Below are 19,912 nucleotides of genomic sequence, written 5' to 3' on the forward strand. Positions count from 1 at the left end.
GAAGTCCAGATCCGGGCGGCGGTCCTCAACCGCTTCACGGCGCTCGGCATCCCGCTCACCGTGGCCATGGGATAAGTGTGTCCGGGGAAAGGGGAACTGCGGTCGTCAGCTGATTTGCGCAACAGCGCCCCTTTCGCACCTCTACGACACCCGTGAGGGCGTCTGACATGACTGAGTTCCTCAGTAAAACGCCAATTCGCTCCGCCAGTTATTTCTTTGGTTTCACTTTGGGTTGACTTGAGGCCAACTGGCAGCACCTTTTTGATTAAGAAACCACGCAAGTAAAATACATTACCATCTGCGTCATTCATTTATTTGAGAGCGCAGACAAAGGTGAATACCGTCTTTCCGATGTCCGCGCAGAATTATGCATCTCGCACGCCGATTGGCGCAAATATGCGCGAGCCTTTCTATACCCGCACAATTCTGAGGCCAGGAAAGCTCTAGCCGAGGTTGGTATGACCATCCGAAGCGAGGAAAGCGGGTACCAAGATGCCCGCAATTCGCCCTCTCCACCTTCCGCAAGGGAGCCAAGCGTCGGAAGGTCACGCTAGGGGAGCAAAGCGACGATAGGGTTGGCAAAGATGGCTGACCCTCTTCCGAAGGTGCCTCGGCATCATCGGTCGGCAGCCAATCGCGCTCAACGTCGCTATGAACTCGAAGCCTTCAAGGCGGTCAACTCCGATCAACCTTGTGGCGTCCACGGGTGCGACCAGCGCCGCGATGGGGCATCCACCTACTGCCACACTCACTACAACCGGTCCCGCCGGTATGGCCGGGCGGTGGGTGATTTACCGACCCAAAAAGAACTCCGGGCACTCGAAGGTGCGCTGAGAGACTGGCTGTCAGCCGACCTCCTTACAACCGATGCCAGTAAGCGATCCTTTAAGCTGAACTGGGGGACCGCTCGACGCCGAATTCACAACCATCCAGCCTTGGCATCCCCTCCTTCCGGCTCGAAGGAATCAGCGAGTACACACAAGCCGCTAAGGACTGGGTCATTCTAAGCCATTACTTCCACCGGCACCGCCTATGGCGGGGCAGGCGGTGACAGCATCACCGCCGACGCCTTTGCCGACCTGCTTTACGGCGACGATGGCAACGACACCATCGAGGGCGGTGCCTATGAAGACACGATCTTCGACGGCGCGGGCAATGACCGGCTGATCGGCGGGTCGCAGGACGATCTGCTTTATGGTGGCGAGGGCGACGACTACATCGCCTCGACCTCGGACAACGCCACCATCTTCGGCGGCGACGGCAACGATACGATCCATGCCCAGTATGGCGGCGCGTTCGTCGATGCGGGCGCGGGAGACGACCAGATCTTTCTGGCGGCTATTCGGGCTCGGCGAAGTACATCGCCTACGGCCATGGCGCGGGCACCAACCACGTGCAGGATTTCAACCCGGATATCGACTATCTGTATCTGGGCGACATGAGCCCCGACGATCTGGTCTTTACCGCCACGGCAGACCCGAAGATCTGGGAGGTGACCATCGCGGGCGGCGACCCCGCCGACAAGATGGTGCTGGACTTGACCTATCGCTGGAGCGACGCCATCACCGCCGCCGACCTTCGGGCCCGCGCTTGGCAGCGGCACGTATACCGCCCCGGAGGATCTCAGCGTGGCGTGCTTTACGGCCGGTTCGCGGATCGCGCCCCCCGAGGGCCCGCAGCCCCTGACCGAACTGAGGCCCGGCGATCTGGTCCTGACCCTCGATCGGGGTCCGTGCCCGGTCAGGGACGTGCTGACGACCGATCTCGACCACGCGACGCTGGCGCGGCGGCCGGAACTGCGCCCGGTCGTGGTGGATCCCTCGGCGCTTGGACCCGGACGACCCGACCGCCGGATGCACCTGTCGCCCCAGCCTTGGGTGCTGATGCAGGCCGACGGGCGGGAGGTTCTGGTCCACGCCCGCCATCTGGCCGAAGAACTGGGCCTGGCCCGTATCCAGAACCGGCGCCCCAACCCGCTGCACTATATCCACCTTCTGATGGCCCCCCATGCCCTGGTGCAGGTCGATGGCGTCTGGAGCGAGAGCTTCCATGCCGGTCCCGAGATGCTGCGGATGCCCGGCCTCGCGCGCAGGCTCGGGGCAAAGGGACTGGTCGCGCCCTGCTCGGCGCGGGTCCGGCCGCTTCTGCCCCGGGCCGATCTGCGCCGCGCCGATGCCGTGACCCCCTGCGACCGATCTGAGGCGGGGCAAGACCCGAGGCCGCCTGTTGCGGGCCATGATCGTCAAGCGTCGCCCGGCTGAGGGCGGCTCAACGGCCGGTCAGATCGTGGCGGCTGAATAGCCCGCGCCTTCGATCGCGGCCGCGATCTCGGCCTCGGGCAGCGCGGTTTTGGTCTCGACCGTATGGGCTCCCAGATCGCAGGAAATCTCGGCCGACGGGTCGCGCTGAAGAATGGCCTTCTCGATGGCGGCGGTGCAATGGCCGCAGGTCATGTCGGGCACGCTGAATTTCATCTGAGAATCCTCCTGAGATCCGGAATTTCCCCCGTCATGCAGCTTCCAGCCGCAGGAAGGTCAAGCCCCGAATTGACCCTGACGCGGATCGCGCCCGGCCCCTGCCGCCGGGACTGGACATCGCGGCGGTCGGCCACATTTTGATCAAGGCGGCCGCGGGACGCCTTGCGCCACTTGCAGGACCGTCAGGAGACCCGACATGAGCTGGAACCCGACCCAGGACCCCGAAAGCGGCGCGACCGGCTGCGCCGCGCTGGAAACCCTCATCATTCCGCGCGCCCGCGACATCGGCGGCTTCGAGGTGCGCCGCGCACTGCCCTCGCCAAAGCGGCAGATGGTCGGCCCGTTCATCTTCTTCGACCAGATGGGCCCTGCCGAATTCCTCACCGCGGGCGGGATCGACGTGCGCCCGCACCCGCATATCGGGCTTGGGACCGTGACCTATCTGTATCGCGGCGAATTCGAACACCGCGACAGCATCGGCAGCCATCAGATGATCTATCCGGGCGAGGTGAACTGGATGGTCGCGGGCCGCGGCGTGACCCATTCCGAACGGACGAGCGCAGCCACGCGCGGCACCCGGCACAGCCTGTTCGGCATCCAGACCTGGATCGCCCTGCCCGAGGATCGCGAAGAGACCGAGCCGTCTTTCGAACATCACGGCAAGGACGCGCTGCCGGTGATCGAGGCGGGCGGCGCCGAGGCGCGGCTGATCCTCGGCCGGGCCTATGGCGCCGAGAGCCCGGTGACGCTGCCGTCGGAAACCTTCTATCTCGACGTCGTGCTGGCCCCCGGCGCGCGCTTTCCTCTGCCCGACGATCACGAGGATCGCGGCATTCATGTCGCCGAGGGCGCGATCGAGGTGGCGGGCGATTGGTTCGAGGCCGGGCGCATGATGATCTTCCGCCCCGGCGACGCGATTTCCGTGACAGCCGGGCCAGAGGGCGCGCGGCTGATGGCGCTGGGCGGCGCGACGCTGAAGGGGCCGCGCTATATCTGGTGGAACTTCGTCTCGTCCTCGAAGGACCGCATCGCCCAGGCCCGGGCCGACTGGCAGGCCGCCGACTGGGCCAATGGCCCGTTCCACCTGCCCCCGGGGGACGAGGCCGAATTCATCCCGATCCCGCCCGAACTGGACCGGACCCGCCCGCGCGACTGGAAATAAATGCGCGCTCAGGCCGGGCGCCGATCCGGCGCTGGCGCCCGGGCGCGGCGCGGCGCCAGCACCGCCCCGGTGCCGATGCCCAGCAAGAGCGCCCAGAACGGCGCGCCGATGCCCAGAAAGCCGATCCCCGACACCGTGGTCATGAAGGTCACCAGCGCCGCCTCGCGCCGCTCGGGCGCCGCCAGCGCCGCATGCAGGCTGGTGCCGATGGTGTTCAGCAGGGCCAGCCCGGCCACGGTGACCACCAGCGCCTTCGGCGCGATCAGGAAGAGACTGATCACCGCCGCCCCCATCAGTCCGACGAAGCAGTAGAGAAGCCCCGCGACCACCACCGCCCGGTAGCGGGTGTCGGGGTCGTCGTCCGCCTCGGGCCCGGCGCAGATCGCCGCAGTGATGGCCGCCAGGTTGAACGCATAGCCCCCGAAGGGCGCCAGCAGCAGCGTCGTCACCCCGGTCACCGTCACGCAGGCCGAAACCGGCGGCACGTAGCCCGCCGCCCTCAGCGTCACGATGCCGGGGGTGTTCTGCGAGGCCATGGTGACGATGAAGAGCGGCAGGCCCACCCCGATCAGCACCGGCAGCGACAGCGCGGGCATCACGAAGACCGGGCGCGCCAGCGACAGATCGACCGCCGCGCCGCTGTCGAAGGCGCCGGTCACGGCACAGAAGAGGCAGCCCGCCAGCAAGACCGCCGGGATCGCAAAGCGCGGCAAAAGACGCCGCCCGGCCAGATAAACCGCGCCCATGACCGCAACCAGCGGCAGGTTGTCCTCGGTCGAGGCGAAGATGCCCAGCCCGAACTGGAAGAGGATGCCCGCCAGCATCGCATTGCCGATGGCGTCGGGGATAAGATGCGACAGCTTCTCGAACCAGCCGGTCAGCCCGGTCAGCGTCAGCAAGAGCCCGCAGAAGACGAAGGCGCCGATGGCCTCGTTCACCGGCACGCCGTCGAGGCTGATCACCAGAAGCGCCGCGCCCGGCGTCGACCAGGCGGTCAGGATCGGCATCCGGTAGCGCAGCGACAGGATCAGGCCGCTGATCCCCATCCCGAGCCCCAGCGCCAGCATCCAGCTGTTGGCCTGCGCCTGGCTGGCGCCCAGCACGTCGATGGCCTGAAAGATGATCGCGACGCTGCTGGTATAGCCCAAGAGGACCGCGATGAAGCCCGCGACCAGATGCGAGAGTTTCAGCCCGAAAATCATTCCGCTCGTGCCTTTCCTGTGCCCCGGGGCTAGGACTGTGACGGAAGAGGCCCGGGTTCGGCGGTTATAACGGCCGGACGCTATAACGCACAAGAGCCGCGACAGGGATGACAGAGACGACGATCCGGATCCATCTCAGGGCCGCCCGCGCCCGGGCGGGGCTGAGCCTTGCGCAGGCCGCCGAGCTGACCGGGGTCAGCAAGGCCATGCTGGGTCAGATCGAACGCGGCGAATCGAGCCCCACCATCGCCACGCTCTGGAAGCTGGCGCGCGGCTTCCAGCTGCCCCTGACCGCGCTGATCGAGGATCTGGCGCAGACCACGGGCACCTTCACGCCCGCCGCGGCCCGGCCCATGCGCTTCGAGGGCAGCATCGCCATGCGCACGATCTTTCCCTTCGACCCCGTCTTCGGGTCAGAGACCTTTCTGGTGACGCTCGACCCCGGCCAGGTCCACCTGTCGGCCGCGCATGATACCGGCGTGGTCGAGGATATCTTTGTCACGGAAGGCGCGGTCGAAGTGCTGCTGGACGACCTCTGGAAGCCCTGCCGGGCAGGCGACGGGCTGCGCTTTCCGGCCGACCGGGCGCATGGCTACCGCAATCCGGCCGAAAGCCCGGCCGCATTCCACAATACCCTGCACTATCCCAGAACCGCGCTGTTCGGACCGCCCGAAGACGCCTGACTGAAGGGCGCGGCGCCTGACGCCAAAACGGCGGCCCCTTTTCGGGGCCGCCGCATCGTGCCTGACAGGATCGACCTGCCGGATTACTTGCCGAGAGTGATGAAGCGGGTGTCATCCTCGATGAAGGTCTTGGGACCGATTTCGCCCGCATGGGACCCGAAGGGCATCTGGGCGATCAGCTTCCAGCTGGAGGGCACGCCAAAGGCCTCGGCCAGCGCAGCATCGGCCACCGGGTTGTAGTGCTGAAGGCTCGCGCCGATGCCTTCTTCGGCCAGAGCGGTCCAGACCGCCAGCTGCGCCATCCCGGCGGAATGGTTCGCAAACCCCGGGAACGCATCGGCATAAAGCGGGAACTGCTCCTGCAGGCCGCGGATCGTGTCCTGATCCTCGTAGAACAGCACCGTGCCCGCGCCGGCGGCAAATCCGGCCATCTTGGCGGCGGTCGGCGCGAAGGCGTCCTCGGGAACGATCTTGCGCAGCTCGGCCTCGATCAGCGACCAGACCTTCTCGCTTTCAGCGCCGAACAGGATGACCGCCCGCGAACTTTGCGAGTTGAACGAGGAGGGCGCGTGACGGATCGCCGCCTTGATCAACTCTTCGACTGCATCGGTCGGGATCGGGAGGGTCTTGCCAAGAGCATATTGGGTTCGGCGTTTGGACAGCAGGTCGAGCGTCTTGTTGGACATGGGGGATCTCCTGAGGGGGGAATGGGTTCGAGCCTATGTATTCGCGAACGCAAACCTGCTTCAATGGCAACCGCTGTTCCATTGCGCACAGAGGGCGTGCTTTACCGGGCGGGAAGACCGGCGCGGGGCTCTTGACAGGCGACATCGCCTCTCCCTGCCCGGAACTCTGCGGACTGGCGGTCGCCTCGGGGCCCGTTACGCGTGTCCGACAGGGTCCGCCTGATGGCCTAAAGCAGCCGACGCAGCAGCCAGACCGGCCCGGCGACAAGGCCAAGCAGCAGTGCCGCCTCGGTCGGACGTCCCTCGGCCAGGAGCGCCATGCCACCAGCGGCCAGTGCCGCCAGGGTCAGCGTCGGGGCCCTGCGCCACCGCAGCGCCAGCGCCCCGGCCAGCGCCAGCGCCACCAGACCGAGGGCCATGGCCAGCGGCCGCGCCATCGCCCTCAGTTCCGGCGGCACGGCGATCTCGGGTCCGAGGGGGCCCAGAAGGCCCGACAGCAGCAGACCGCCGCCCGCCGCTACGACAAGACCCGCCACGATGGCGGGAGCGGCGGGCCGCAGGCGCGCGCCGACCCGCCGCGCGGTCCGGGCGAGCACGGCGCGGTTGGTGCGCAACTCGAACACCCCGGCCGCGACAAGGGCCGCCAGGAACGGAAAAAGCGTATAGACCGCGCGATAGAGGATCAGCGCGGCCAGCGCATCGGCCCGGCCATGCGCCCCGGTCGCGGTCAGGATCGTGGCCTCGAAAACACCAAGGCCGCCCGGCGAATGGCTGAGAATCCCCAGACTGATGGCAATGCCGAAGACCGCCAGGAATTCGAGAAAGCCGATCGATAGGTCGGACGGGTAAAGCACGTGCAGCACCAGCCCCGACGCGACCAGATCGAACACCACCGCACCCGTCAGCGCCACCGCCGTGCCGAAACCGGGCATCGGAATGCGCCGCCCGAAGACCTGGACCGGGCGGCCTGCGCGCAGGCGGATCGCCCCCCAAATCAGCGCCGTCAGGGCCAGGAGCGACAGACCGATCACGGTCTGCAGCAGCGGCGAAAGCGGCAGAACGCCCTCGATACTGGCCGGATGCACGGCAAGGACCGCGCCATAAAGCACCAGCGCCCCAAGCGAATAAGCAAGGCTGTTATGGGCAAACAGCACCGCCACCTGCGAGGCGCCCAGCCCGAAGACCGAATAGGCCCGGTAGCGGACCCCGACGCCGGTCACATAGGCGGCGCCCAGAAGGTTCGAGACCGCCGTCGCCGCCGCCCCGGTGGCCACCGACACCCGCCCCGGCACCCGACCCGGCGCGATCTCTTTCAGGCACAGCAGATCGAGCGCCCCGATAAAGACGAAACTGACGAGCGTTCCCAGCACCGCAAGCGCGATCTGCGTCCGCGTCACGGCCTGCAAGCCATCGGTGATCTCGGAAAACTCGATCTGGTGCGTGGCATCGCGCAGCAGCCAGACCGCGATACCGATGAAGGCCGCGGTCAGCAGCAGGCGGCCCGCGCGCGCCAGTTTCCCGCGCGGGGCCGGATCGGGCCGGCTTGTCATGCGCTCTGTCACCCGCGCTCCCTCGTTCTCGTCTCACTGGCCTCAGAGCGGCCGGGCCCATCCCTTTTCGCCCCCGGACCGAAGGCCGGACCGGTCGCGGCAAGGCTGTCTGCGGCGCACTATGACATGCACCGGTTTCGGGGCGTCTCAACCCCTGTTGCGTCATTCCCGGGTGATGGCGAAAGGAAAAACACCCCCTGACCGGGCACGGCCTCTCCCCGCCCCCGCGCCCGTCCCGGCGGGCGGCTTTGTTCCCGTGAATTTTCGGGCTGGACCAGCACGCGGCAAACCGCCACTGACATTTCCTCTTGCATCGCCCCATATCCAGTCCGAAACCCCCGCTATCAGTCAGAGAGGTGCAACATGCCGTCCCTACGGAAGCTCATCGGCCAGGGAGGCCGGATCGCGCTCTTTTTGCTGGCGCTCTATCTTGTCGTGCTGTGCGGGCTGCTGATCGGCCCGACCTTCACGGCGGTCTGTATTCTGGTGCTGGCCGTGGTCGGGGGCTGCGCGCTGTACCTGCGCAACCCGGACCGCGCGGATCGCTGGATGAGCGCCCTGCCGCGCCGGACCCGTCGCGAGACCGCGCCCGCCGCCGAGCCCGCCGCCGAGCCCGCCCCGGTCGTCCCCTCGTCCGCAACCGAACTCTCGGACCGGCCGGTCCAGCTGCCCGCGCTCCGCGACCCCGCCCTCGACCGCGAGGCCGAGCGGCCGAAAAGACGGACCATGCTCGATACGCTGGGCTGGGAAACACCCGCCGCGATGGCGCGCGACTTCGCCGTGCTGGGCCTCGCGGGCCTCGGGCTGGCAATCGTGGGCTACACCCTGCCGGCCTGGCCGGTCCTGTCCTGGATCGCCGGATTGCTGAAGGTCCTGGGCGTGCTGCTGGTGCTTTTCAGCTCGGGCGTTCTCTACTCGTTCGGGCGCGAGTTGTTCTGGCGCGGCCGCGGCTAGGCCGCCGGCCTGCCCACTGTCCACCGGGCGCAGCCCAAGCGTCGCCGGCCACGTGGTCCGGTTGCGCGCCGGTGCGACGGCCTTCAGCCAAGACAGCGCCGACCCCCCGAGACATGTCCCTGAATTCAAAGGGACTTTCCATAAACCATTTAACTACAAACTATAATTATTATAGAAAAAGTAACGCTTCCGATCTACCCCCTCTGTCAACCTATGCGTTTGGAGGAGTTCATGATGTTCGGCCGGTCTCAGCGAAACAGCGCGGCGAAGGATAAAGCCGATCTGGCGCAGGCGTTCTTCGCGGTGATCGACCGCACGCAGGCGACGATCCAGTTCAGGCCGGACGGCACGATCATCACCGCCAATGCGAACTTCCTCAAAGCCCTCGGCTATACCGAGGCCGAGATCGCCGGGCGGCACCATTCGATGTTCGTGGACCCCGACTACGTCAAGACCCCTGCCTACAAGGCGTTCTGGGAAGGTCTGGGCAGCGGTCAATCCTTCACCGACCAGTTTCCGCGGATCCGAAAAAACGGCTCGATCATCTGGATCCAGGCGACCTATGCCCCCTGCCTCGATGAGAACGGCCACACCACCCGGGTGATCAAAATCGCGACCGACATCACCGAACGGCACAGTGGCATCGAAGAGATCGCGAAGGGGCTGCAACGGCTTCAGTCCGGCGATCTTTCGCACCGCGTGCCGGGATCGGGCCTGCCGGATATCGCCGCGCTGGCCGATGCCTATAACAGCGCCGTCGGCCAGCTTTCGACCACCATTGCAACGGTGAAGGACGTCTCCAGCATCGTCGAACGGACCGCTCAGGAAGTCGGCCAGGCCTCGTCCGACCTGTCGCGGCGGACCGAAACCCAGGCCGCCACGCTGGAAGAAACCGCCGCCGCCATCGATGAACTGACGGCGACGGTTCGGGGCGCGGCCAGCGCCATCAAGGATGTCGAGCAGTCGGCCGACCGCGCCATGGCCACGGCCGAAAGCGGTGGCCGGGTCGTCGGAGACGCGGTCGAGGCGATGGCACGGATCGATACCTCGTCCAAGAAGATCTCGCAGATCCTCTCGGTCATGAAGGACATCGCTTTCCAGACGAACCTTCTGGCGCTCAACGCCGGGGTCGAGGCCGCCCGCGCGGGCGAAGCCGGGCGCGGCTTCGCCGTGGTCGCCTCCGAGGTGCGGGCCCTGGCCCAGCGCTCGGGCGAGGCCTCGGGGGAAATCAGCGCGCTGGTTCAGGAAAGCACCCAAAACGTCAAGCTTGGGGTCGGGCTGGTGAACAATGCCGGCAGCGAGCTGACCCGGATCATCGAGGCTGTGTCCGGCATGCGCGAACATATCTCGCAGATCGCGTCGGGCGCTTCGGAACAGGCGATCACGCTGAACGAGATCAACACCGGCGTCGGTCAACTCGACACCGTGACCCAGCAGAACGCGGCGATGGTAGAACAGGCGACCGCCGCCAGCCAGGGCCTGGCGTCGGAGGCACGCGAGCTTGCGGCGCAGGTGTCGATCTTCCGCACCGCCAATGACGGCTATCCGGCGGCAGGCTCGGTGGTGCCGTTCCGCGCGTCGAACGCCGCCTGAGATCAAGAAGCGAAAGATCCCGGCGGCGGGCCTGCCGGGATCGCGTCGGGTTGGGGGGCGGGCCTTGCCCGCCTGATGTGCCTCGCTTCTGCGGCCCCGGCATCGTCTCGCACCCTATGCACGAAGTCTGTCCTGACCGGGATGGCGGCCCCTCACGCGTCTGCGCCCAAGAGACCGGCCCCGACGACGCCTGCAGGTCCAGCCCGTCGGCCAAAGCGCGACAAGCCGATCGGGACGATTCCGGAAGGATCGGGCGCGGCCCCCGCCGCTAGAGAACCCGGAAAACCTTGTCGCGGGCGGTTTGGCCGCGCACGAGGTCCAGCCGGGACTTCGGAACGCCCAGCGCCTTGGCCAGAAGCTTCGTCACCGCCGCATTGGCCTTGCCATCCTCGGGGACCACGGTGACGTAGACCCTTATCTGCCCCTCCTCGGCCAGAATCCGGTCGCGCGAGGCGCGGGGCGTCACCCGCACCGCGATCTCGGTGCCGGGCACCGCCAGATGGGTCAGATCTGTCATGCCCGCCTTGCTGCCCCGGCCACGGCGGCGCGTCAAGCCGGGCTTGAACCCCGCCCCCGACCGCCGCCATATAGGCGCAAAGAGGAGGTGGCCCATGCCAGACCCGCGCCCCGAGGTGCTCGACTTCCTGCTGACCCGCCGGTCGCGCCCCGCCAAGACCCTGGCCTCGCCGGGTCCGACCCGGGACGCGCTGATCCCGATCCTGACCGCCGCGGCCCGCAGCCCCGATCACGGCAAGCTCGAACCCTGGCGCTTCATCGTGCTGGAAAAGCCCGCGCTGACCCGGCTCGAGGCGCTGGTCCGGACCCGGGGCGCCGCCCTTGGCCAGCCCGAGGAGGCCATTGCCAAGGCCGCCTCGGCCTATGCGCAAAGCCCCTTGGCGGTCGTCGTCGTCTCGGCGCCGAAGCCCTCGGCCAAGGTGCCCGAAATCGAACAGATCCATTCCGCCGGCGCCGTGTGCCTGGCGCTTCTGAACGCGGCACTTGCCTCGGGCTGGGGCGCCAACTGGCTGACCGGCTGGCCCGCCCATGACCGCGGCTTCCTGGCCGAGGGGCTGGGGCTCGCCGACACCGAAACCGTGGTGGGCATCGTCCATATCGGCACCGAAACGGCGGCTCCGCCCGAGCGGCCGCGCCCCGACATTGCTGCAATCACCGAATGGGTGTCCGAATGATCCTGACCGCCTTTCTCAAGACGCTGGGCCAGATCGGCGACCGCGCGTTCCGCCGGGTGCTGTTTCTGGGCGTCGGCCTGTCGGTGCTGCTGCTGGCGGCGATCTATGCCGTGATCTTCGTCCTGATCGGCTGGCTGGTCCCCGACAGCTTTACCCTGCCCTGGATCGGCGAAATCCACTGGGTCGACGAGATCCTGTCGGGTGCCTCATTCCTGCTGATGATCGTGATGTCGGTGTTCCTGATGGTGCCGGTGGCCTCGGCCTTCACGGGCATCTTCCTTGACGACGTGGCCGAGGCGGTCGAGGCACGCCACTATCCGACCCTGCCCCCAGTCGCCCCGATCCCGGTCTTCGACCAGATCCGCGACAGCCTTGGATTTCTCGGCGTCGTGCTGGCGGTCAACCTGGTGGCTCTGGTGCTGTACTTCTTCGTCGGGCCGTTCGCGCCGTTCCTGTTCTGGGCGGTGAACGGCTTCCTTCTGGGGCGCGAGTATTTTCAGATGGCGGCGATGCGGCGGCTTGGCCGGCAGGGCGCGCGGAACCTGCGCCGCCGCCATGGCGCGACGATCTTTGTGGCCGGGCTGCTGATGGCGGTGCCGCTGAGCCTGCCGCTGGTGAACCTCGTCATCCCGATCCTGGGCGCGGCGGTCTTCACCCATCTGGTGAACCGCCTGATCGTCGCGCGCCCTGCAACGGCCTGAGCGCCACCCTTCGCCGTTGCGGCGGCCCCCGGCGATTGGTAATGGCACCTTACCAAAGCGAGGGAAGGCCATGCCCGTCATCACCACGATCGAAGACCTGCACCGGATCTACAAGCGCCGCGTGCCCAAGATGTTCTACGACTACTGCGAGACGGGCAGCTGGACCGAACAGACGTTCCGCGACAACAGTTCGGATTTCGCAAGGATCCGGCTGCGCCAGCGGGTCGCGGTCGACATGGAGGGCCGCTCGACCGCCACGCAGATGGTCGGACAGGATGTCGCGATGCCGGTCGCGCTGGCGCCCGTCGGGCTGACCGGCATGCAGGCCGCCGATGGCGAGATCAAGGCCGCCCGCGCCGCCGAGAAGTTCGGCGTGCCCTTCACGCTGTCCACCATGTCGATCTGTTCCATCGAGGATGTCGCGGCCCATACCGAAAAGCCGTTCTGGTTCCAGCTTTACGTGATGCGCGACCAGGAGTACCTCGCGAACCTGATCCAGCGGGCCAAGGACGCCCGCTGTTCGGCGCTGGTGCTGACGCTCGATCTGCAGATCCTCGGCCAGCGGCACAAGGATCTCAAGAACGGGCTGTCGGCCCCGCCCAAGATGACCCTCCCGACCATGGCCAACCTGGCCACCAAATGGGGCTGGGGGCTCGAGATGCTGCAAACGAAACGCCGCTTTTTCGGCAACATCATCGGACACGCCAAGGGCGTCACCGACGCCTCGTCGCTGGTCGACTGGACGGCCGGCAATTTCGATCCGCGGCTCGACTGGTCGCAGGTGAAGAAGCTGAAGGAGGATTGGGGCGGCAAGCTGATCCTCAAGGGCATTCTCGATGCCGAGGACGCGAAGCGCGCGCTTGATGTCGGGGCCGATGCCATTGTCGTGTCGAACCATGGCGGGCGGCAGCTCGACGGAGCGCTCAGTTCGATCCGCGCCCTGCCCTCGATCCTGCGCGCCGTGGGCGACCAGATCGAGGTGCATGTCGACGGCGGCATCCGGTCCGGGCAGGACGTGCTGAAGGCGGTCGCACTGGGGGCCAAGGGCACCTATATCGGCCGCGCCTTCATCTACGGGCTGGGCGCGATGGGCGAGCCGGGCGTGACCCGGGCGCTGGAGGTGATCCACAAGGAGCTCGACACCACCATGGCGCTGTGCGGGCGCAAGAATATCGCCGGGCTCGACCGCGACATCCTGCTGGTGCCGAAGGATTTCGAGGGCGACTGGGTCTGAACCGGGCCTGAACCTTGTCTGATCCGGGCTTCAGCGGCCCATTTTCCCCCTTCCAATCCGGCCCCGGCTCGGCTATGGGCACGGCTTCATCGGGCATACACCCTTGGAGGATGCCCACAACCTTAGGAGAATAGACCAATGGCTGGTGAGATCCCTGATCTTAACGCCACGGTACGGACGGGGACAGGCAAGGGGGCCGCTCGTCAAGCACGCCGTGAGAACCTTGTCCCCGGTATCGTCTATGGCGGCGGCGCCGAACCGCTTCCGATCAACCTCAAGTACAACGAGCTGCTGAAGCGCCTGAAAGCCGGCCGCTTCCTGTCGACGCTGTTCAACCTGAAAGTTGACGGTCAGGAAGACGTGCGGGTGATCTGCCGCGGCGTTCAGCGCGACGTGGTCAAGGACCTGCCGACCCATGTGGACCTGATGCGGTTGCGCCGCACCTCGCGGATCAACCTCTACATCCCGGTCGAATTCGTGGGCGAAGAGAAATCCCCGGGCCTCAAGCGCGGCGGCGTTCTGACCGTGGTCCGGCCCGAGGTCGAACTGGTGGTCACCGCCGGCGACATCCCGGAGAAACTGACGGTCGACGTCTCGGCGCTGAACATCGGCGACATCGTCCACATCTCGGACATCGCGCTGCCCGAAGGCACCACGCCGACCATCACCGGCCGCGACTTCGTGATCGCCAACATCTCGGCGCCGTCGGGCCTGCGCTCGGCCGAAGACGAGGAAGAGGCTGCCGAGGAGTAATCGGCTGCTGCTGGCGCATCGCCGCAAGCTTTCAACGAACGGGGCCCTCGGGGTCCCGTTTTGCTTTGGCGGCTAGCGCAGCATCGCAGGGTCGCGCGGCGGGGCATCGGGATCGATCGATCCGAACAGCCCCGGCAGCCGCAGGCAGAACCGGTGGATCTGCGCCGCCTCGGAACTGCCTGCCTGGGTCGAGACACCCTCGGGCCACCAGGCCGCCTGCAGCGCCTCCTGGCTTTCGGCGTCGATCCGGGGCCGAAGATAGCGCCGTTCGAATTCCGCGATCCAGCCCAGTTGGAACCACAGCGTCTGACGATCTGCCGACCAGGTGCCTGGGCCATCCTCATGATCGAGGCGGCGCCAGTGCTGGCCGATCATGTCGCGCGCCCAGGCCGCACAAAGGATGCCCGCCTGCAGCCGCGCCGTCGCCACCCCATCCGACAGCGTGGCAGGATCGGCGCCCCAATCACCCGTCACGGCAGCCTCGAACTGCGGGTCCATCGCAAGCGGCACGGCTCGCGCATCGCCGGCCCCGCCAAGGACCGTCATCAGTGCGATCAGGCCGTGCAGGGGAAACCACAGGAAGAGAACTCGGACCGGGTCACGCATGGGAATGCCTCGCCGTCTGGATCGACCCCAGCCATGGGGCTTGACAGACAGGGTAGGCACGGGGGCGTTGCCAAAGGGTTTCTCCCCCTCGGCCCCGGAGCAACGCGCGCAGTTCGGGGCGCGTCGGCAACGCCAGCGCCCTTTCTACAAGACTGAGTCCGAAGGCTATTCGAGAAGTTCGGAGCCCCCCGCAACACTGTGTGGTCCCGAGGCGACCGGTTCAGCTCAGGGCCTGCACCGATTCGAAGATTTCCAGCTCGGGCGGTTCCAGATACATGTCGGACGGCCCCTTGGCGCCCTTATGCGCCGCGCGGAAGGCCTCGGATTTCGTCCAGGCCGTAAAGGCGGCCTCGCTCTCCCAGAAGGTATGCGAGGCGTAAAGCCGGTAGGTCTCCTTGTCGGGACCCTTCAGCAGGTGAAACCCGACGAACCCCGGCACCGTCTTCAGATGGCTGTCGCGGGTCTTCCAGACCTCCTCGAACGCCTCCTCTGATCCCGGCTTCACCTTGAAACGGTTCATCGTCAGATACATGGGTCGCCTCCTCGTTCCCGATCCGGCCGGTTCTGGCCTTTTGCCGCAGTTCAGGGCATCAAGGACGAAAGAGCAAGCGGCAGGAGATCACGAATGCGTCTCTTCGTGGGCCTCGGGAATCCGGGCGCGCAATATGCGGGCAACCGGCACAATATTGGCTTCATGGCGGTCGACCGGATCGCCGAAGACCATCACTTTTCGCCCTGGCGGGCGAAGTTCAAGGGCCAGACCGCCGAAGGGCGGCTGGGCCCCGAGAAGGTGGTCCTGCTGAAGCCCGAAACCTACATGAACCTGTCGGGCGACGCGGTGCAGGCGGCGGTGCAGTTCTACAAGCTCACCCCCGCCGATGTGACCGTGTTTCATGACGAACTGGACCTCGCGCCCGGCAAGTGCCGGCTGAAATCGGGCGGCGGGCATGCGGGCCATAACGGGCTGCGCTCGATCCACCAGCATCTGGGGCCGGATTACGAGCGCGTGCGGCTGGGCATCGGCCACCCGGGGCACAAGGACCGGGTTTCGGGCTATGTGCTGTCCGATTTCGCCAAGGCCGACCGCGACTGGCTGGACGATCTGCTGCGCGGTATCTCGGACGGCGCCGCCGATCTGGCACGGGGCGATGGCGCCAGGTTTCTGAATGCTGTGGCGCTGCGGATCGCGCCTGCGCGAAACGGGGCCTCGGCCGGGGCACACGCACCGGCGCCGAAACCCGCCGCCCCGCCGCCCGAGCCGTCCGAGGACCCGCGCTCGGCCCTGCAAAAACTTGCCGACCGGTTCCGCTAGAATGAACCTGCGGGCCGCCTGCACCGATCAGGCCGCCGCCTGCGCGCGGCTGGGATCGCCCTTCACCGCAGGGCTTCTGCGGCTTGCGGCCGAGCGGCTGCAGCCCGGCTGCGCGGTCGCGGACCGGCTGCTGGGCTGGGAGGGTACGCTGGGCGCGGGCGGGCAATCGGTGCCACTGAGGCTCGCGGGCGCCCTGCACGGGCTGGTGCTGTCGGGCGCGGCGCCCGGTCTGGCCGCGCTTTACCCGCCCGTCGATCCCGACCCGGACGGCCTCTGGGCCGAGATCGAGGCCGCCTTGACGACCCATGAGGCCCAACTGATGCGCTGGCTCGACAGCCCGCCCCAGACCAACGAGGTGCGCCGCTCGGCGGTGCTGATCGCAGCGGGTCAGTGGCTGACGGCGACAACGGGGCTGCCGCTGGTGCTGTCCGAGATCGGCGCGAGCGCCGGGCTGAACCTGAACTGGGACCACTACGCGCTGGATCTGCCCGAGGGGTCCTATGGGCCGGTCGATGCCCGGCTGCGCCTCGCCCCCGACTGGCAGGGCCCCGCCCCGCCGAGGGCCACCCCCCGGGTGATCGACCGGCGCGGCGTCGATCTGAACCCGATCGAGGGCAGCACGCCCGAGGGCGCGCTGCGGCTCCGGGCCTATCTCTGGCCCGACCAGCCCGACCGGCGGCGCCTGACGGATGCGGCCCTGGCCGAGCCCCCTGCCCCGGTCGACCGGGAGGACGCCCTGCCCTGGCTGGCCCGGCGGCTGGCAGATCCGGCCCCCGGCGCGCTGCACATGATCTTTCACACCGTGGCCTGGCAGTACCTGCCCGAAGCGGCACGGACCGAAGGCGACCGGCTGATCGCCGAAGCCGGCGCCCGGGCCACCGAGACCGCGCCGCTGGCCCGGGTCGAGATGGAGGCCGATGGCGGCCACGGCGCGGCGCTTCGGATCACGCTCTGGCCCGGCGGCTCGCCGCGCGTCGTCGGCCGCGCCGATTTCCACGGCCGCTGGGTCCGCTGGACTGCGGCGGAGACAACCGGAAACGAGGAAGGACGGACATGACAGACCGCAAGGCTCCCTCGCTGAACGTCATGGGCGGTCGGCTCGACCCCTGTTCGACCGCGCCGCTGACCGGGTTCTATCGCAACGGCTGTTGCGACACCGGCCCCGAGGATACCGGCAGCCATACGGTCTGCGCGGTGATGACCGCCGAATTCCTCGCCTATTCCAAATATGTCGGCAACGACCTGACCACGCCGCGCCCCGAATTCGGCTTTTCGGGCCTGACCCCGGGCGACTGCTGGTGCCTGTGCGCCGCGCGCTTCCTGCAGGCCCATGACGAGGGCTGCGCGCCGCGGGTCAAGCTGACCGCCACCCATCGCGCCGCGCTGGAGGTGGTGCCGCTCGAGGTGCTGACGCTGCACGCCGACGACGGCTGAGGTCCGCGCCCCGCCTGCCCCGATCCCGGCAGGGCGCGTGCTCGCGCCCCGCACTCGGATCGGCCCTCAGGCCTCGTCCATGCCGAAGCCCAGATAGCGCGCCACGGCAAAGATGTCCTTGTCGCCCCGGCCGCACATGTTCATGCAGATCAGGTGATCGGCCGGCAGCCCGGGCGCGATCTTGATCACATGGGCCAGCGCGTGGCTCGGCTCCAGCGCGGGAATGATGCCCTCGGTCTCGCAGGACAGCTGGAACGCGGCCAGCGCCTCGCGGTCGGTGACCGAAACATATTCGGCCCGCCCGATATCGTGCAGCCAGGCATGTTCCGGCCCGATGCCCGGATAGTCGAGCCCGGCCGAGATCGAGTGCCCCTCCAGGATCTGCCCGTCCTCGTCCTGCAACAGATAGGTGCGGTTGCCATGCAGCACGCCCGGACGCCCGCCGGTCAGCGAGGCGCAATGTTCCATCCGGTCGTCAACGCCATGCCCGCCGGCCTCGACTCCGATGATCCGGACCGAGGCATCGTCGAGGAAGGGATAGAACAGCCCCATGGCGTTCGACCCGCCGCCGATGGCCGCGATGATGGTGTCGGGCAGACGGCCCTCGGCCTCCAGCATCTGGGCCTTGGCCTCGGTGCCGATGATGGACTGGAAGTCGCGCACCATCGCCGGATAGGGGTGCGGACCCGCGACCGTGCCGATGCAATAGAAGGTGTCGCGGACATTGGTCACCCAATCCCGGAGCGCGTCGTTCATCGCGTCCTTCAGTGTGCCGCGGCCCGAGGTGACCGGCACCACCTCGGCCCCCAGCAGGCGCATGCGAAAGACGTTGGGCTTTTGCCGCTCGACATCGGTCGCGCCCATGTAGACGACACATTTCAGGCCGAACTTCGCGCAGACCGTCGCGGTCGCGACCCCATGTTGCCCGGCCCCCGTCTCGGCGATGATCCGGGTCTTGCCCATGCGGCGGGCGAGGATGATCTGGCCTAGCACGTTGTTGATCTTGTGCGCGCCGGTATGGTTCAGCTCGTCGCGCTTGAAATAGACCTTGGCCCCGCCCAGCCGTTCGGTCAGCCGCTCGGCGAAGTAGAGGGGCGAGGGGCGGCCGACATAGTGCTTCCACAGGAAGTCCATCTCGGCCCAGAAGCTGTCATCGGTCTTGGCGTGCTCGTATTGCGCCTCGAGCTCCAGGATCAGCGGCATCAGCGTCTCGGAGACGAAGCGGCCGCCGAAGATGCCGAACCGGCCGTTCTCGTCGGGACCGGTCTTGTAGGAATTCAGGATGTCATCGGGCATGGGAGCCTCCCGCGCGGGTCAGTCGCCCTTGCCTACTGGCGCGGACCGCGCGCGGCAAGGGGTCAGCGCCCGTTTGCGGCCCCGTTTCCGGTCTCGCGGCAGAAGATCCGCGTCGCGGCGCCGTAACAGACCCCGCCCTCGCGCCCGCCCAGCGACACGTCGGCCATGGCGAACAGCACCTTGTCCTGATAGTCGAGCGAGATCATCGACCGGATCAGCTCGGCACACTGGGTGCGGCCAAGCTTGCAGGTCGCCAGCAGAACGGCGCTGGCCGGGTTGCTTTGCGTATCGGGCTCGGCACGGTCGATCCGGTCCAGCAGCTGCGTCTCGAGCGCGGCCTCGAAATCGGCCTCGGTCGGCTTGGTAAAGGCCAGAGCCAGCCCGGCCACCGCCAGCAACGCGATCAGTCCCAGAAGTCCCTTCATGTTCTCTCCTTGCCGCCCGCGGCGGCGATGAACCGGCCCATCAGGGCCTCGTCCTTGACCCCGGGGGCCGATTCGACCCCCGACGACACGTCGACCTGCCGCGCGCCGGTCAGCGCGATGGCCTCGGCGACATTGCCGGGCGTGAGCCCACCCGCCAGCATCCACGGCACCGGCCAGCGCCGCCCGGCGATCAGCCGCCAGTCGAAGGCCAGCCCGTTGCCGCCGGGCAACGCCGCATCCTTCGGCGGCTTGGCATCGACCAGGATCTGATCGGCGACCCGGGCATGATCCGCCAGGGCGGGCAGATCGGCCTCGTCCGCCACGCCGACCGCCTTCATCACCGGCAGCCCGAACCGGGCGCGCAGCTCGGCCACGCGGTCGGGGCTCTCGTGCCCGTGCAGTTGCAGCATGTCGATCGGCACGCGGTCGAGCAGCGCCTCGAGCGCCGCGTCGTCCGCGTCGACGGTCAGCGCGACCTTGGCAAGACCCGGCGGTACCGCCATGGCCAGCGTGCGCGCCGTCTCGATCTCCAGATGGCGGGGGGATCTGGGGAAGAAGACGAAGCCCAGATAGGACGCGCCCAGCTGCGCCGCAGCCTCGACGGCGGCGGGCGAGGTCAGCCCGCAGATCTTGACCCGGATACTGTCTGACATG

23 protein-coding genes are annotated in these 19,912 nt (G+C 67.6%); 13 read left to right on the top strand and 10 right to left on the bottom strand.

Going from position 1 to position 19,912, the window contains the following annotated elements:
• The first annotated feature begins 1,055 nt into the window (after window positions 1-1,055).
• Both C8N38_RS22250 and C8N38_RS02750 read left to right on the top strand, forming a co-directional pair.
• Window positions 1,056-1,442, top strand: a complete 387-nt coding sequence (locus C8N38_RS22250) for a calcium-binding protein (protein WP_425440018.1) — start codon at window positions 1,056-1,058, stop codon at window positions 1,440-1,442.
• Window positions 1,443-1,628: 186 nt separating this feature from the next.
• Entirely contained in the window at window positions 1,629-2,261 is a 633-nt protein-coding gene (locus tag C8N38_RS02750) for a Hint domain-containing protein (protein ID WP_158272290.1), read from the top strand.
• Between the two features lie 18 nt (window positions 2,262-2,279).
• Here the strand turns inward: C8N38_RS02750 and C8N38_RS02755 are convergent, their stop codons facing one another.
• Window positions 2,280-2,474 carry a heavy-metal-associated domain-containing protein gene (locus C8N38_RS02755; RefSeq protein WP_108023729.1) on the bottom strand — a complete coding sequence of 65 codons (195 nt, stop codon included), beginning with the start codon at window positions 2,472-2,474 and terminating at the stop codon, window positions 2,280-2,282.
• Between the two features lie 199 nt (window positions 2,475-2,673).
• On the opposite strand from C8N38_RS02755, the gene C8N38_RS02760 reads away from it, so the two are divergent.
• Entirely contained in the window at window positions 2,674-3,639 is a 966-nt protein-coding gene (locus tag C8N38_RS02760) for a pirin family protein (RefSeq protein WP_108023731.1), read from the top strand.
• Between the two features lie 8 nt (window positions 3,640-3,647).
• Here the strand turns inward: C8N38_RS02760 and C8N38_RS02765 are convergent, their stop codons facing one another.
• Entirely contained in the window at window positions 3,648-4,841 is a 1,194-nt protein-coding gene (locus tag C8N38_RS02765; RefSeq protein ID WP_108023733.1) for a benzoate/H(+) symporter BenE family transporter, read from the bottom strand.
• 107 nt (window positions 4,842-4,948) lie between these two features.
• Between C8N38_RS02765 and C8N38_RS02770 the strand changes: the two genes are divergently transcribed.
• Window positions 4,949-5,524, top strand: coding sequence for a helix-turn-helix domain-containing protein (locus C8N38_RS02770; protein ID WP_108023735.1), 576 nt, complete (start codon window positions 4,949-4,951; stop codon window positions 5,522-5,524).
• A gap of 83 nt (window positions 5,525-5,607) precedes the next feature.
• On the opposite strand, the gene C8N38_RS02775 is transcribed toward C8N38_RS02770, so the two are convergent.
• Both C8N38_RS02775 and C8N38_RS02780 read right to left on the bottom strand, forming a co-directional pair.
• Window positions 5,608-6,210, bottom strand: coding sequence for a nitroreductase family protein (locus C8N38_RS02775; RefSeq protein WP_108023737.1), 603 nt, complete (start codon window positions 6,208-6,210; stop codon window positions 5,608-5,610).
• 227 nt (window positions 6,211-6,437) lie between these two features.
• On the bottom strand, window positions 6,438-7,772 hold the full coding sequence (locus C8N38_RS02780) for a putative bifunctional lysylphosphatidylglycerol flippase/synthetase (RefSeq protein WP_146176216.1): 1,335 nt from the start codon (window positions 7,770-7,772) through the stop codon (window positions 6,438-6,440).
• Between the two features lie 351 nt (window positions 7,773-8,123).
• On the opposite strand from C8N38_RS02780, the gene C8N38_RS02785 reads away from it, so the two are divergent.
• Both C8N38_RS02785 and C8N38_RS02790 read left to right on the top strand, forming a co-directional pair.
• The gene (locus C8N38_RS02785; protein ID WP_108023741.1) at window positions 8,124-8,714 is read left to right on the top strand and encodes a hypothetical protein; all 591 of its coding nucleotides are present in this window, start codon (window positions 8,124-8,126) and stop codon (window positions 8,712-8,714) included.
• Between the two features lie 234 nt (window positions 8,715-8,948).
• Complete coding sequence (locus tag C8N38_RS02790; protein WP_108023743.1) at window positions 8,949-10,307, top strand: methyl-accepting chemotaxis protein; 1,359 nt, start codon at window positions 8,949-8,951, stop codon at window positions 10,305-10,307.
• 268 nt (window positions 10,308-10,575) lie between these two features.
• Here the strand turns inward: C8N38_RS02790 and C8N38_RS02795 are convergent, their stop codons facing one another.
• Window positions 10,576-10,824, bottom strand: coding sequence for a DUF167 domain-containing protein (locus tag C8N38_RS02795; protein ID WP_108024427.1), 249 nt, complete (start codon window positions 10,822-10,824; stop codon window positions 10,576-10,578).
• Between the two features lie 94 nt (window positions 10,825-10,918).
• Here C8N38_RS02795 and C8N38_RS02800 point away from each other — a divergent pair, with 94 nt between their 5' ends.
• The 4 genes from C8N38_RS02800 to C8N38_RS02815 all read left to right on the top strand — a co-directional run bounded on the left by C8N38_RS02800 (window position 10,919) and on the right by C8N38_RS02815 (window position 14,185).
• Window positions 10,919-11,497, top strand: a complete 579-nt coding sequence (locus C8N38_RS02800; RefSeq protein ID WP_108023745.1) for a nitroreductase family protein — start codon at window positions 10,919-10,921, stop codon at window positions 11,495-11,497.
• Window positions 11,494-12,198 carry an EI24 domain-containing protein gene (locus tag C8N38_RS02805; protein WP_108023747.1) on the top strand — a complete coding sequence of 235 codons (705 nt, stop codon included), beginning with the start codon at window positions 11,494-11,496 and terminating at the stop codon, window positions 12,196-12,198. Before C8N38_RS02800 ends, C8N38_RS02805 begins: the two co-directional genes overlap by 4 nt.
• A gap of 70 nt (window positions 12,199-12,268) precedes the next feature.
• Complete coding sequence (locus tag C8N38_RS02810; RefSeq protein WP_108023749.1) at window positions 12,269-13,432, top strand: alpha-hydroxy acid oxidase; 1,164 nt, start codon at window positions 12,269-12,271, stop codon at window positions 13,430-13,432.
• Window positions 13,433-13,570: 138 nt separating this feature from the next.
• Window positions 13,571-14,185, top strand: coding sequence for a 50S ribosomal protein L25/general stress protein Ctc (locus C8N38_RS02815; protein WP_108023751.1), 615 nt, complete (start codon window positions 13,571-13,573; stop codon window positions 14,183-14,185).
• Window positions 14,186-14,257: 72 nt separating this feature from the next.
• On the opposite strand, the gene C8N38_RS02820 is transcribed toward C8N38_RS02815, so the two are convergent.
• Window positions 14,258-14,791, bottom strand: a complete 534-nt coding sequence (locus C8N38_RS02820) for a hypothetical protein (protein WP_108023753.1) — start codon at window positions 14,789-14,791, stop codon at window positions 14,258-14,260.
• A gap of 220 nt (window positions 14,792-15,011) precedes the next feature.
• Window positions 15,012-15,323: a heme-degrading protein HmuQ gene (hmuQ, locus tag C8N38_RS02825; RefSeq protein WP_108023755.1), complete on the bottom strand. Its 312-nt coding sequence runs from the start codon at window positions 15,321-15,323 to the stop codon at window positions 15,012-15,014.
• Between the two features lie 93 nt (window positions 15,324-15,416).
• On the opposite strand from hmuQ, the gene pth reads away from it, so the two are divergent.
• The 3 genes from pth to C8N38_RS02840 are packed head-to-tail and all read left to right on the top strand — an operon-like array spanning window position 15,417 to window position 17,537.
• Window positions 15,417-16,103 (top strand): aminoacyl-tRNA hydrolase, encoded by a 687-nt coding sequence (gene pth, locus C8N38_RS02830; RefSeq protein WP_108023756.1) that lies wholly within the window; start codon window positions 15,417-15,419, stop codon window positions 16,101-16,103.
• 1 nt (window position 16,104) lies between these two features.
• Window positions 16,105-17,160 (top strand): DUF2332 domain-containing protein, encoded by a 1,056-nt coding sequence (locus tag C8N38_RS02835; RefSeq protein ID WP_108023758.1) that lies wholly within the window; start codon window positions 16,105-16,107, stop codon window positions 17,158-17,160.
• Window positions 17,157-17,537 (top strand): DUF2237 family protein, encoded by a 381-nt coding sequence (locus C8N38_RS02840; protein WP_108023760.1) that lies wholly within the window; start codon window positions 17,157-17,159, stop codon window positions 17,535-17,537. Before C8N38_RS02835 ends, C8N38_RS02840 begins: the two co-directional genes overlap by 4 nt.
• A gap of 66 nt (window positions 17,538-17,603) precedes the next feature.
• On the opposite strand, the gene trpB is transcribed toward C8N38_RS02840, so the two are convergent.
• The 3 genes from trpB to C8N38_RS02855 all read right to left on the bottom strand — a co-directional run bounded on the left by trpB (window position 17,604) and on the right by C8N38_RS02855 (window position 19,911).
• Window positions 17,604-18,833, bottom strand: a complete 1,230-nt coding sequence (gene trpB, locus C8N38_RS02845; protein WP_108023762.1) for a tryptophan synthase subunit beta — start codon at window positions 18,831-18,833, stop codon at window positions 17,604-17,606.
• 62 nt (window positions 18,834-18,895) lie between these two features.
• Window positions 18,896-19,258, bottom strand: coding sequence for a hypothetical protein (locus tag C8N38_RS02850; protein ID WP_108023765.1), 363 nt, complete (start codon window positions 19,256-19,258; stop codon window positions 18,896-18,898).
• Complete coding sequence (locus C8N38_RS02855) at window positions 19,255-19,911, bottom strand: phosphoribosylanthranilate isomerase (protein ID WP_108023767.1); 657 nt, start codon at window positions 19,909-19,911, stop codon at window positions 19,255-19,257. Before C8N38_RS02855 ends, C8N38_RS02850 begins: the two co-directional genes overlap by 4 nt.
• Window position 19,912 lies beyond the last annotated feature (1 nt).

Source organism: Rhodovulum kholense, from assembly GCF_003053725.1.
Lineage (GTDB): Bacteria > Pseudomonadota > Alphaproteobacteria > Rhodobacterales > Rhodobacteraceae > Rhodovulum > Rhodovulum kholense.